We start from the raw sequence: 12,856 nt of genomic DNA on the forward strand, positions 1-12,856 counted from the left end.
AAAATAAGCACTTTTAATAAATAAGCACTGCATGACTAAATTTTAGAGCTAGGGTTTAGAACCAAAGGTTAAAGGTTAGAATCAATGATTAGCTCGATAGAGAGAGTTTGTTAATGTATCGCGATAACTCACCATGCACGGAGTTTGAACTGTGCACCAGATGAACACAATAACAGCGCGATGATCTAACCTGACCATTCACTGAACGACATTTTATGACTATTATTAGAGGAACAACGATGACTTTATCTACTAAGAACACAATGACCGTAAAGCAAAAAATAATGAGTGGTGCGTTAGCAGGCGTACTGATGACCAGTTTGGGTGTGGCTGCACCCATGATGGCATTGACGCAATCAGCAACAGCTGCTCCTGCTGATAACTTGGTTGCTGCTAAGCGTTTGAATAAGCTGCTGACGAACACCAAAAGTATGACGGCCAACTTTACTCAAACGACTAAGGGCGCTAGTAGTGGTACCTTTAAAGGCTCGATGAGTGTGCAGCGTCCAAATAACTTCCGCTGGGAGACCAAATCACCGTCTGAGCAGTTGATTGTTGCGAATGGCAATTCAATGTGGATATATGACAAAGATTTGGAGCAAGCAACCAAACAAGGGGTGGACACGCAGGTAGGTAATACTCCAGCGCTACTTTTATCAGGTGATCCTAGCAAAATCGATAAAAACTTTAAGATTACTCAGCCTTATGCCAACAAAAACTACTATGTGCTTTATCCTAAATCAGGCGATGCTAGCTTTAAAAGTCTATCTATGAGCTTTAACGGTGGCAAACCTGTGATGATGGTATTGAACGATACGCTAGGTCAGACCACTTCTATCAAGTTTAGCGGTATTAAGATGAACCCAAGTATCAGCAGTAGTCAGTTTAAATTTACACCGCCACAAGGTGTTGATGTGATTGATCAGTAATTTCTTATAACTTAATAAAGACCAAAAGGACAAGCCATCATGTGGTTTGTCCTTTTTTATTATAAAATCATAATGTTAGGCTCTGTTTACCGATAAAAGTAATGTGTGAGACTGTTGGATAACAGATAATGGTTTGGTGTATTTGCTTGCAAAGTCATCACTTATTTGAGGTGCAGTAAACTTTATGTCAAAAAATACATACTTTGTAGCATATAAAATGACCATTCAATGCAGTAACAAACTGGATTTTGACTATCTATAGGCGTATAGTAGGCAAACAGTTTATGCCAGTTGTCACGCTATTATTGACTACGTGCAATGAGTTATTAAATCAATTAAATGTGTACGTATGATATTGATTTAATAAGTTTGTCTTACGTTTCAGTCAGCATTTTAGTCAGATAGGTTCGACGACCAGCCCTTATCTGCGTCAGCTACTATTAACCAACCATAGTTAATAATTGGGTATATAAGATTAACGTCATGTGTCTATTGGCGCTATTGCTATGATTTATTTAGAGTAACAATAGCTGTCATGACTAGGTTGATGACCACCTACATAGCTTGCGCCTTAGATATTCGTTACGGTTGGTGCCGTCTTACTATCTTGTCAATAATATTCTTGTCAATAATCTTGATAATTGGCCATTACCAGCACAGTCGATCTGTGTTTTCGTCTGCGTCAGGTATTGCGATGCCATCATGTTTTAAAATATTTTTTAAACCATGATGTCTTGCACTACTTATGACACTCGATTGGGTGAGGAGCACGTATTATCATGTCTGCCTTTGATTGGTCAGCAGTAGCTTTTATTTTAGCCGCTATCGGCTTGGTTGTATTTATGCTGGTCGTCCCGCGCTTACTCGGCGGACGCTCTCATGGCTTACAAAAAGAAGAGATATTTGAAGCGGGTGTTGTCGGAGCTGGCAATGCCCGCATTCGTTTGTCTGCAAAATTCTATTTGGTGGCTATCTTTTTTGTTATCTTCGATTTAGAAGCCTTGTATTTATATGCTTATGCGGTCTCAGTTCGCGAGGCCAGTTGGCTTGGTTTTGCAGCGGCTGCGATATTTATTGGCATCTTGATTATTGGCTTGATATACGAGCTTAGTTTAGGGGCGATGAACTGGTCACCTGCTGACAAGCTACGCAAAAAGCCCCGTCTAAAAACGGCTCCTATCGGTTTTAATTTGGCAGACATTACCAAGTTCGACGGTGTAGAAGAGCTAATGGTAGATCCTACTGGGAAGGTGCCAGCACAGTCTTCAGGGCAAATTAATGTCTCAAATAGTATTGAAGAGAACCGCCGTCATCTAAAAAATATTGATCATATTAATACCACGGGCAATATTACTTCTGTGGATTTCTCTGCGTCTGCGCATCATGACAATAAAGAAAGTTAGCACGCAATATACTGATAAGTTTTATTGTCGTATGCTACGTAAATTATTGAAAACATGGTCGCTACGCTGCGCTTAATTTAAAGGTTGTATGTTATGAAGTACACATTAACCAAAGCCAATCCTGATGCAGATCAGTATCCTGCACAGACTCGCCAAACTGTTAATGATCCGCTAGAAGATGAAGTCAATAAAAACGTCTTTATGGGTCGTCTCGAAGACCTTGTACATTCGACGGCTAACTGGGGTCGCAAGCACTCTTTATGGCCATTTAACTTTGGTACTTCTTGTTGCTACGTTGAGTATGCGACGACCTTGACAGCGGTACACGATTTATCGCGTTTCGGTGCAGAAGTGATTCGAGCGTCGCCGCGTCAGGCGGATGTGATGATCGTAGCAGGAACTTGTTTTGTCAAAATGGCGCCTGTGATTCAGCGTCTGTATGAGCAAATGCTTGAGCCAAAATGGGTCATATCTATGGGTGCTTGCGCCAACTCTGGTGGTATGTACGATATTTATTCTGTGGTACAAGGCGTTGATAAAATCATTCCAGTAGATGTGTATGTGCCTGGCTGTCCGCCGCGTCCAGAAGCGCTTATTCAAGGGTTGATGTTGTTGCAAGAGTCCATCACCAAAGAGCGTCGCCCGTTAGGGATTCACGTCAATGATCAAGGCATCTATCAGCCACAGATGACGCCTGAGCGTGACCGTAAGCAAGCAGATCGTATCGCGGTAAAAAACTTGCGTAGCCCAGATAGTATTTAGTTTTATTGATAAGTATTATTTCGTCAGTAGATTAGAGCCTCTATCTCAGTTTAGTTATGATTAATGAAGGAATACATCATTCATGGTCACGGTAGTCGAAAACAAAGATCCTAAGATCAAACCCGTACCAGCAGTCATCAGAGAGCTGGAACATAAGTATGCTGGCAAGTTTGTCGTGCAGCAGACCGTCGATGAGATTCCGACTGTTTGGGTTGCGCGTGCTGACCTGTTGGATATTTTGTTGTTCTTGCGCACGTTGCCAAAGCCTTATGTCATGCTATATGACTTGTCAGCGATGGATGAGCGCTTGCGTCAACATCGCGCGGGTCTGCCAGCCAGTGACTTTACGGTGTTCTATCACTTAATGTCTCTTGAGCGCAATAGCGATGTACGTATCAAAGTTGCGCTGAGCGAAGAAGATCTCAATATCCCCAGTGCGACCAAAGTGTGGCCAAATGCCAACTGGTATGAGCGCGAAGTATGGGATATGTTTGGGATTGGCTTTGACGGTCATCCGCATCTGACCCGTATCCTACTGCCTAAATACTGGGAAGGTCATCCACTGCGCAAGGAGTATCACGCGCGTGCGACTGAGTTTACCCCGTATTTTTTGAATACTGCCAAACAGCAATACGAGCAAGAAAACTTGCGCTTTGTCCCCGAAGAGTGGGGTATGAAGCGCTCAGGGCGTGATGAAGACTTTATGTTCTTGAACATTGGTCCCAACCATCCTTCAGCTCATGGTGCTTTTAGACTGGTTTTACAGCTTGATGGCGAAGAGGTCATTGACTGTATTCCAGATATTGGTTATCACCACCGCGGTGCAGAAAAGATGGCCGAGCGCCAGACTTGGCACTCGTATATTCCTTATACCGACCGCATTGATTATCTTGGCGGTGTGATGAATGAGCTGCCATATATCATGTCGGTCGAAAAGCTGGCGGGGATTACCATTCCACCGCGTGCTGAAACCATTCGCGTGATGATGAGTGAGTTTTTCCGTATTACCAACAACCTGCTATACGTCGGTACCTTTATCCAAGATGCTGGGGGTATGACGCCAGTATTCTATATGTTTACCGACCGCCAAAAAGCTTATGACGTCATCGAAGCCGTGACTGGTTATCGCATGCATCCAGCTTGGTTCCGTATCGGCGGCACAGCGCATGACTTACCACGTGGCTGGCAACGTCTGGTACGTGAGTTTTTGGACTGGATGCCAAAACGCTTGGATGAATATGTCAAAGCAGCTCTGCAGAACAGTGTGCTGAAGGGTCGTAGCCTAGGCGTTGCGCAGTATAATGCCAAGCAAGCATTAGCTTGGGGCGTGACGGGTGCAGGCTTACGTGCTACAGGTGTTGATTTTGATTTACGTAAAGCGCGTCCATATATGGGCTATGAAAACTACGACTTTGAAGTACCTGTCGGCTACAATGGCGATGCTTATGATCGCTGTATGATCAAGATTGAGGAAATACGCCAATCCATGCGTATCATCCGTCAGTGTATGGATAATATGCCGCAAGGCCCTTATAAAGCCGATCACCCACTAGCAGTACCGCCACCAAAAGACCGTACTTTAAATGACATTGAAACCCTAATCAATCACTTTATATCCGTGTCTTGGGGTCCTGTGATGCCTGCGGGTGAATGCTCAACGATGGTAGAGGCTACTAAAGGTATCAATAGCTATTACATTACCTCAGATCGCGCCACGATGAGTTATCGTACGCGTATTCGTACGCCGACATTCGCGCATCTGCAGCAGATGCCGTCGGTAATTAATGGCTCGCTGGTCTCTGATGCCATTATGTATTTGGCGTCGATTGATATTGTGATGGCAGACTGTGATCGTTAAAGCGGCTGTCATTATCAAAGCTTAAGAAAGCTCATGTAAATGTGAGCGCCAACTGGCACACCAAATCGTAGTCACTGCGCGATCAGCGCCAAGCATGACTACGTGATGAGTGAGGAAAGAAAAAAAGATTATGAAGATTGTTTCCGATAAAGCGCCAAAAGTAGATGTAGCAAGCATCTTGACCGCTGCTGAAATTGCAGCCATTGATGAGTTTGTACAGCATTATCCACATGCGCGCGCAGCCTCATTAGATGCGCTAAAGATCGTGCAAAAGCGCAATGGCTGGGTTGATGACGCACAGGTAAATGCGATTGCTAATATCCTAGATATTCCAGTTACTGATATCGACGGGGTCGCAACTTTCTTTAACCGTATTTACCGCCAACCTGTCGGCCGCCATGTGATTTTGATTTGTGATTCAGTGGCGTGTTATTTGACTGGCTATGAGGCGCTGTCTGCTGAGATACGCTCACAATTAGGTATCGAGTATGGCCAGACGACAGTAGATGGTCGCTTTACGTTGCTGCCGATTTGCTGCTTAGGTAACTGTGACAAAGGCCCTGCGGTACTGATTGATGAAGATACCTATGGCCCTGTCCAGCCTGATGAAGTCGCCCAGTTATTGGAGCTATACGCATGAGATTAACAGTTTCTGAGCAGATTGCTCGTCGTGGTCAAGGTAAAGCACCCAGCCAACTCAATGATCAACGTATTCCTGTCTATGGTGATAAAGCCACGGCTACCAGTGAGACAAGACCGCTGACATGGCGGCTTACACACCACGATGCCATATTGGACTTAGCGACCTATGAGTCTTTAAATGGTTTTGCAGGCTTGAAGACGGCGTTAGACAAGCCTGCCATAGACGTACAAAATATGATTAAAGCGGCTAACGTCAGAGGTCGTGGCGGTGCAGGTTTTAACGCAGGCCTAAAATGGTCGTTTATGATCCCTCCTGATGGTCTGCCGCGCTACCTCATCTGTAATGCCGACGAGATGGAACCAGGTACTTTTAAAGACCGTTTGCTCATGGAGCGCCTACCGTTTCAGTTGATCGAAGGTATGCTTATCACTGCGCACGCTATCGGTGCGACTGATGGTTATATCTTTATTCGCGGAGAGTATATTTTAGCCGCCCAGCGCTTGGTCGCAGCCATTGAAGAATGTCTGGCCAATAATCTAATGGGCGACAACATTCTTGGTTCAGACTTTAGCTTTCATCTACACGTGCATACGGGCGCTGGACGCTATATTTGCGGTGAAGAGACGGCGCTGATTAACTGTTTGGAAGGTCGCCGCGCCAATCCTCGTACCAAACCACCATTTCCACAAGTTTCTGGGGCATGGGGTCGCCCAACTGTCGTCAATAACGTTGAGACCTTATGTAATATGCCAGCCATCCTAAACAACGGTGTGGAGTGGTATCAGTCGCTAGCGCAAATAAAAGGCAATAGTGAAACGCCAGGCACTAAGCTATTTGGTTGCTCCGGCTTGGTCAATGATCCTGGATTGTGGGAATTGCCATTTGGTTATACCGCTCGCGAAATCATTGAGGATTTCGCTGGTGGTATGATCGATGGCCGTACCCTCAAAGCTTGGCTACCCGGCGGCGCATCAACAGACTTTTTGACGGCTGATCATTTAGACGTTGTCATGGATTTTGATACCATTCAAAAAGCCGGTAGCCGTATGGGTACAGGTTTGATCATGGTCGTCGATGAAGAGCAAGATATGGTGCCGTTATTGCGCAATCTTGAGATCTTCTTTCAGCGTGAATCATGCGGCTTTTGTACACCATGTCGTGACGGCCTACCTTGGGGTGTCAAACTGCTGACCGCCATTAATGATGGCGAGGGGCAAATAGGCGATGTTGAGAAGTTAGAGGGACTCACGCGCGACTTGTGGATTGGCAAAACCTTTTGTGCGCATGCTCCAGGTGCGATGGAACCACTGATGAGTGCGATAAAATACTTCCGTCCTGAGTTTGATCAAAAAATCGCGCAGGCGGTTGGCGTAGATGTCATTGATGCTGCAGCCAATCAACAGCCAGAAGTGAAATAGGAGAGCGGCATGGCAGTCATACATATTGATGGAACCACTGTCGAGGTAGATAGCGCTGATAACTTGCTGCAGGCATGTTTATCACTCGGCATTGATGTGCCGTATTTTTGTTATCATCCAGCTTTAGGTTCAGTCGGTTCTTGCCGTCAGTGTGCGGTCAAGCAGTATCAAAATAAAGAAGATATGGAAGCAGGTCGCGGACGTCTGGTGATGTCTTGTATGGTCGCTCCCGACGATGATATGTACATATCTGTTACTGACGATGAAGCAAAAGCGTTTCGTAAGTCGATGGTTGAGCTCCTTATGACCAACCACCCGCACGATTGTCCAACCTGTGAAGAGGGTGGGCACTGTCACTTACAAGACATGACCTATATGTCAGGCCATAGCCGTCGTCGCTATCGCTTTACCAAACGCACGCATCATAACCAAGAGCTTGGGCCTTTTATCGCTCATGAGATGAACCGCTGTATCGCCTGCTATCGCTGCGTACGTTTTTATAAAGACTATGCAGGCGGCGAAGACTTGGGGGTTTACGCCTCCAATAACCGCGTGTATTTCGGTCGTGATAAAGACGGTCAGCTTGAAAGTGAGTTTTCAGGCAACTTAACCGAAGTATGTCCAACTGGGGTTTTTACTGACCAAACCCACTCTGAGCGTTACAACCGTAAATGGGACATGCAATATGCGCCTAGCATCTGTCATGGCTGTTCGGCTGGTTGTAACATCTCACCGGGTGAGCGCTATGGTGAATTGCGCCGTATCGAGAACCGCTATAACGGCGAAGTAAACCGTTACTTCCTATGTGACCGTGGTCGCTTTGGTTACGGCTATGTCAATCGCGCTGATCGCCCAACCCAAGCGCTTGAGCGTATCAATGAAAAACACGTCAAAATTAATATTGACTATGCACTTGATGAGACCATCAAACGTATAAAAGATAAGAAGGTCATTGGTATTGGCTCTCCACGTGCCAGTTTGGAAACCAACTTTGCCCTAAAAAACCTCGTTGGCTTTGATAACTTCTCAACAGGTCTCAATCACCAGCAGCAAGCACTGGTCAATAAATGCATCGAAGTGCTGAGCACTGAAGGTATTTATAACCCTGGTATGACTGATGTTGAAAGCCATGATGCAGTGCTGATATTGGGTGAAGACATTACCCAAACCTCACCACGCTTGGCACTATCAGTGCGCCAATCGGCAAAAAACGAAGGCCTGAAAATGGCGGCGGCGCTCAAAACTCAACCGTGGCTTGCAGAGCCTGTCAAACGCATTGCTCAAGATGCTTTGAGCCCAGTCTATGTCATCGACGTTGCTCAAACCAAACTAGAAGATATCAGCAAAGTTAGCGTGGTCGCCACACCAGAAGACATCACCATGCTTGGTTTTAAAGTGGCTGATGAGATTACCAAACTTGCTGATGATTTAGCAGAAGTAGCAGAGCCACAATCAGCCGAGCAATCAGATGCTGATGTCAATGCTAATACGGATGCTATGCAAGCGTTGGCTCAGCAAATCGCTTATGATTTGGTGCAAGCTGATAAGCCGTTGATTGTATCGGGCAGCAGTTTGTCATCAACCGCCATGATAGAGGCAGCCGCGCAAATTACTCAAGTACTCACGCAAAAACGTGCAGCTATTAAAGCAACGGAACAGCAGCAAGTAGACGCGCACAATGCCAAAGTAAAAGCGCAAGCGCAGTCTGCTAATGATCAGCCTGAAGAAGATAAAGAGCTATCAGCCAAACCAGCTAAGCCTGAAACGGGTACCAATAAAGATGCGCAAGATGATGTAGAGCGCGAGCCTGCGGACAGTCAAGAGCTAAGAGAAGACAGCCTTGAGCTAAAAACAGTTAATAAAAACTACCATGCGCAAGCGGGTATCTATTTAACGGTTCCTGAGGCTAATAGCATAGGCGTCTGCTTGCTTGGCGGTCAATCAGTCGAAGAATTGCTTGCCACTGATTTTGATGTGGTAATTGTCGCTGAAAACCAGCTGACAGATGCCATCGATGGTCACAAGTTGACTCAGCTATTGGTAGATAAAACCGTCATCGCCTTGGATCATCAGCTACTAGATTGGCATAAAGATGTCGATATCGTCCTGCCGGCTGCCAGCTTTGCAGAAGCAGATGGCACATTGATATCTGCTGAAGGCCGTGCTCAGCGATTCTTCCAAGTTTATGATAACGAATATTACCATCCGCTTAGCAGTATCAAAGAAGGTTGGCGTTGGTTGCATGCGGTTCATAGCAGCATAGAGGGTCGTGATGTCGACTGGACACAGCTTGATGATGTCATCAATGCTTTGGTAGCGACTCATCCTAAGCTTGCTGCTATCAAGGGTGCTGCTCCTGATGCCGATTATCGCATTACTGGTCTCAAGATTGCCCGTCAGCCTCGTCGTTATTCGGGTCGTACGGCGATGCGCGCACCGATATCTGTCCATGAGCCGATGCAACCAAAAGATTTGGACACAGGTTTGACCTTTTCGATGGAAGGTTATAGCGGCAAACAAGCCAAAGGCTCAATGATTCCATTCGCCAATGCAGCGGGCTGGAACTCACCGCAAGCGTGGAATAAATATCAAGACAAAGTTGGGGGTAGCCTAAAAGGTGGCGATCCTGGGATACGCTTATTTGATCAGTTAGAGCGTTTGACACTGCGTCAGTATGTGGCGCCAGAGACTTTGTCTACCGCGACGACTGATATCGAGAAAGGACAAGCTAAGCTGGTTCCTATTTATAATATCTATGCCAGTTCAATCATGGCGTCACGTAGCCCAATCGTCGCCGCACAGCTGCCGGTTGCTACTTGGCGTGTTGGTATTGACGATGCTAAAGACTGGGGTGTGAGTGAGGGTGATTATTTGGCTATCGAGATCGATAATCAGCAAATCACGTTGCCAGTGCAAGTAGTATATTATTTAGCGGAGGGCTGTATTGGCTATCCAGTTGGTCAGGTGAGTATTATTCATCCGTCAATGCCAGCCTCAGTACGCAAGGTTGATGCGCCAGTCAGTATGACGGGTGTTATGGCTGATGATTCAGTCTTAGAAGGTGAGGCTACCTCTAACCGCGCGACTGCCGCGCCGACCAACACGCAGGAGATCTAATATGTCATTTACTCGTATTATTCCTGATGTGCCAAGCTTTTTGGCTGGTATGATGACGTATGATACTTGGTCCATTTTATTTATGGTTGTGCAATCGATTGTCATCTTTTTGGTGGTGGTCATTGTCGCGGCATTGATGATTGTCTATGAGCGTCGAATGCTGGCGCTGTGGCAAGATCGCTATGGGCCAAACCGTGTCGGGCCTTTTGGCTCCTTGCAGTTGGTTGCTGATATGCTAAAGATCTTCTTTAAAGAAGATTGGACGCCAAATTTTACTGATAAATTTATCTTTATCCTTGCGCCAGCAGTCGCGATGTTTACGGCATTGGCCTCATTTGCCATTATCCCAGTATCGCCAACGCTTGGTGTGGCAGATTGGGATATTGGTATTTTGTTCTTTTTTGCCATGGCGGGCATTGCAGTCTATGCAGTACTGTTCGGCGGCTGGGCATCAGCAAACAAGTTCTCGCTACTGGGTGGTCTGCGTTCAGCAGCACAAACCATCAGTTACGAAGTCTTCTTAGGTCTGTCATTGATGGGTGTTGTCGCCTTGACAGGCTCGTTTAATTTACGTGCCATTGTCGAAGCACAGGCTGACGGATGGTACATCATCCCGCAGTTTTTTGGGTTTTTGACTTTTGTGGTTGCTGGTGTTGCCGTTACTCACAGACATCCATTTGACCAACCAGAAGCAGAGCAGGAGCTTGCTGAAGGGTACCATGTTGAATATTCAGGCATGAAGTTTGGTATGTTTTTTATCGGTGAATATGTCAACGTCGTATTAATCTCAGCATTGATGACCTGTTTGTTCTTTGGTGGTTGGCTTGCACCTTTCAATTTAGATATTCCGTTTATTCCGCCAGCTTTTTGGTTCATGATTAAGACGCTGTTCTTTATGACCATGTTCATTTTGGCTCGAGGCTCTCTCATGCGTCCGCGCTATGATCAGGTGATGAATTTTGGCTGGAAGGTTTGCTTGCCAGTGACCTTAATTAATCTGCTGGTTACCGCCGCGGTAATTCTGCTGATGAGCTAAGGCAATGGTGAAAAGGATAATAACCCCATGTTAACTTCGATAAAAAAGATAGTAATTGGCATGTTTACCATTGTTCGCAGCATGTGGATGGTGAACAGTCATGCGATTCGTCCACGAGATACGATTCTTTACCCTGAAGTACCCGTACCCGTACCGCCACGGTTTCGTGGACGTATTGTCCTCACTCGTGACCCTGATGGAGATGAACGCTGCGTCGCTTGTAACCTATGTGCAGTGGCCTGTCCAGTTGGCTGTATTTCGCTACAAAAAGCGGAGCGTGATGATGGACGCTGGTATCCAGAGTTTTTCCGTATTAACTTCTCGCGCTGTATCTTTTGCGGGATGTGTGAAGAAGCTTGCCCAACGACGGCCATTCAAATGACCCCTGACTTTGAGATGGGCGAATACGTGCGTCAAGATCTGGTCTACGAAAAAGAGCATCTGCTGATTTCAGGACCAGGTAAATATCCTGATTATAACTATTATCGCGTGACAGGTATGGCGGTAGCGGACAAACCAAAAGGTTCAGCGCAGAATGAAGCTGAGCCTGTGGATCTAAGGAGCTTGCTACCATGATGACTATCTTAAATAGCCCAGATTTGACAGGGTTTTATGCACTGGCGGGAGTGGCTATCTTTGCCAGTTTGCGCGTGGTCATTCATGCCAATCCAGTACACGCCATCTTATCGATGATCGTGTCACTGTTGGCCATATCTGGCATATTTTTTATATTGGGTGCGCCTTTCGCTGGTGCGCTTGAGATTGTGGTATACGCTGGCGCGATTATGGTGCTGTTTGTTTTCGTTATCATGATGCTCAATCTGGGTATGGCTAACGATGCCCGTGAAGAGCGCTGGCTTGATGCCAAGACTTGGGCGCTGCCGACAGGATTGACGATTGTTATCGCGGTTGTGCTCTATGCGATGATCGGTCTCAATCATGACGAGGCTGCTGTTATTGGTGGAACGACGGTGTCTGCCAAAGCAGTGGGTACAGTCTTATTTACCAAATATGTGCTGCTAGTAGAAGTGGCTGCATTATTGTTACTCGCGGCACTGGTCGCAGCGTATCATTTAGGCAAAGAGTCTATAGATGATGAGATTATCGGAAACGATAGTCAGGATTTCCAGCCAAGTATTGGCAGTATGAGCGAATATGACAATAGCAGTGCTACCGACGCTGTGGAAATGGCAGAACCCTACGAGTATAAAGACGTAGATCCACATGACTATGTGGGTATGCAGGTAGGTACGCAGAAAGCTACGCGCAAGGAGTTAGACTGATGGTACTAGCAGCAAGCGTGGCACAAGAGGTGTCAAATGTGCCGTTTGCCCATGAGGTTGCAGGCTTAGTACAGCCTGCTGCTGAGGCGCAGAGTGTATTGGGTATGATACCTATGAGCCATGGATTGATATTGGCAGGTATCTTATTTGCAATTGGTCTGTGCGGTGTGATGGTCAGACGTAACTTTTTATTCATGCTGATGAGCCTTGAGATCATGATGAATGCGGCAGCTTTGGCGTTCGTGGTGGCAGGCAGCCGCTGGGTCGATCCAGATGGACAAATTATGTTTATCTTTATTTTGACTTTGGCGGCCGCTGAAGCAGCCATTGGCTTAGCAATATTATTGCAGTTTTATCATAAGCGTGGGCATCTCGATGTCGATAGCGCCAATGAGATGAAAGGATGA

General features: G+C 46.1%; 11 protein-coding genes. All 11 read left to right on the forward strand.

Translation table 11 applies throughout. From position 1 onward, the window contains the following. The first annotated feature begins 239 nt into the window (after window positions 1-239). Window positions 240-929 carry an outer membrane lipoprotein chaperone LolA gene (gene lolA / locus JMY01_RS02635; RefSeq protein ID WP_201574101.1) on the forward strand — a complete coding sequence of 230 codons (690 nt, stop codon included), beginning with the start codon at window positions 240-242 and terminating at the stop codon, window positions 927-929. Window positions 930-1,708: 779 nt separating this feature from the next. Further along, on the forward strand, window positions 1,709-2,332 hold the full coding sequence (gene ndhC / locus JMY01_RS02640; protein WP_201574102.1) for an NADH-quinone oxidoreductase subunit A: 624 nt from the start codon (window positions 1,709-1,711) through the stop codon (window positions 2,330-2,332). Between the two features lie 93 nt (window positions 2,333-2,425). Further along, the gene (locus tag JMY01_RS02645) at window positions 2,426-3,094 is read left to right on the forward strand and encodes an NADH-quinone oxidoreductase subunit B family protein (protein ID WP_201574103.1); all 669 of its coding nucleotides are present in this window, start codon (window positions 2,426-2,428) and stop codon (window positions 3,092-3,094) included. A gap of 82 nt (window positions 3,095-3,176) precedes the next feature. Next, window positions 3,177-4,952, forward strand: coding sequence for an NADH-quinone oxidoreductase subunit C/D (gene nuoC / locus JMY01_RS02650; RefSeq protein ID WP_201574104.1), 1,776 nt, complete (start codon window positions 3,177-3,179; stop codon window positions 4,950-4,952). Between the two features lie 130 nt (window positions 4,953-5,082). After that, complete coding sequence (gene nuoE, locus JMY01_RS02655) at window positions 5,083-5,592, forward strand: NADH-quinone oxidoreductase subunit NuoE (RefSeq protein ID WP_201574105.1); 510 nt, start codon at window positions 5,083-5,085, stop codon at window positions 5,590-5,592. Continuing rightward, window positions 5,589-7,013, forward strand: coding sequence for an NADH-quinone oxidoreductase subunit NuoF (gene nuoF, locus JMY01_RS02660; protein ID WP_201574106.1), 1,425 nt, complete (start codon window positions 5,589-5,591; stop codon window positions 7,011-7,013). The genes nuoE and nuoF overlap by 4 nt, the downstream gene beginning before the upstream one ends. 9 nt (window positions 7,014-7,022) lie before the next feature. Next, window positions 7,023-10,130 carry an NADH-quinone oxidoreductase subunit NuoG gene (gene nuoG, locus JMY01_RS02665; protein ID WP_201574107.1) on the forward strand — a complete coding sequence of 1,036 codons (3,108 nt, stop codon included), beginning with the start codon at window positions 7,023-7,025 and terminating at the stop codon, window positions 10,128-10,130. A gap of 49 nt (window positions 10,131-10,179) precedes the next feature. Continuing rightward, the gene (gene nuoH, locus JMY01_RS02670; RefSeq protein WP_201577096.1) at window positions 10,180-11,166 is read left to right on the forward strand and encodes an NADH-quinone oxidoreductase subunit NuoH; all 987 of its coding nucleotides are present in this window, start codon (window positions 10,180-10,182) and stop codon (window positions 11,164-11,166) included. 27 nt (window positions 11,167-11,193) lie between these two features. Then, a complete protein-coding gene (gene nuoI, locus JMY01_RS02675) occupies window positions 11,194-11,742 on the forward strand; it encodes an NADH-quinone oxidoreductase subunit NuoI (RefSeq protein ID WP_201574108.1) in 549 nt (182 codons plus the stop codon). Further along, window positions 11,739-12,449, forward strand: a complete 711-nt coding sequence (gene nuoJ, locus JMY01_RS02680) for an NADH-quinone oxidoreductase subunit J (RefSeq protein ID WP_201574109.1) — start codon at window positions 11,739-11,741, stop codon at window positions 12,447-12,449. The genes nuoI and nuoJ overlap by 4 nt, the downstream gene beginning before the upstream one ends. Window positions 12,450-12,547: 98 nt before the next feature. After that, complete coding sequence (nuoK, locus tag JMY01_RS02685) at window positions 12,548-12,856, forward strand: NADH-quinone oxidoreductase subunit NuoK (protein ID WP_058368358.1); 309 nt, start codon at window positions 12,548-12,550, stop codon at window positions 12,854-12,856.

Source organism: Psychrobacter sp. H8-1 (assembly GCF_904846575.1).
Taxonomy (GTDB): Bacteria; Pseudomonadota; Gammaproteobacteria; order Pseudomonadales; family Moraxellaceae; genus Psychrobacter; species Psychrobacter fulvigenes.

Bases quoted from the DNA above. Each gene is read 5' to 3' on its own strand.
- nuoC (WP_201574104.1), top strand. From the start codon at position 3,177: ATGGTCACGGTAGTCGAAAACAAAGATCCTAAGATCAAACCCGTACCA.
- JMY01_RS02645 (WP_201574103.1), top strand. From the start codon at position 2,426: ATGAAGTACACATTAACCAAAGCCAATCCTGATGCAGATCAGTATCCT.
- nuoE (WP_201574105.1), top strand. From the start codon at position 5,083: ATGAAGATTGTTTCCGATAAAGCGCCAAAAGTAGATGTAGCAAGCATC.
- nuoF (WP_201574106.1), top strand. From the start codon at position 5,589: ATGAGATTAACAGTTTCTGAGCAGATTGCTCGTCGTGGTCAAGGTAAA.
- nuoG (WP_201574107.1), top strand. From the start codon at position 7,023: ATGGCAGTCATACATATTGATGGAACCACTGTCGAGGTAGATAGCGCT.
- lolA (WP_201574101.1), top strand. From the start codon at position 240: ATGACTTTATCTACTAAGAACACAATGACCGTAAAGCAAAAAATAATG.
- nuoJ (WP_201574109.1), top strand. From the start codon at position 11,739: ATGATGACTATCTTAAATAGCCCAGATTTGACAGGGTTTTATGCACTG.
- ndhC (WP_201574102.1), top strand. From the start codon at position 1,709: ATGTCTGCCTTTGATTGGTCAGCAGTAGCTTTTATTTTAGCCGCTATC.
- nuoH (WP_201577096.1), top strand. From the start codon at position 10,180: ATGATGACGTATGATACTTGGTCCATTTTATTTATGGTTGTGCAATCG.
- nuoI (WP_201574108.1), top strand. From the start codon at position 11,194: ATGTTAACTTCGATAAAAAAGATAGTAATTGGCATGTTTACCATTGTT.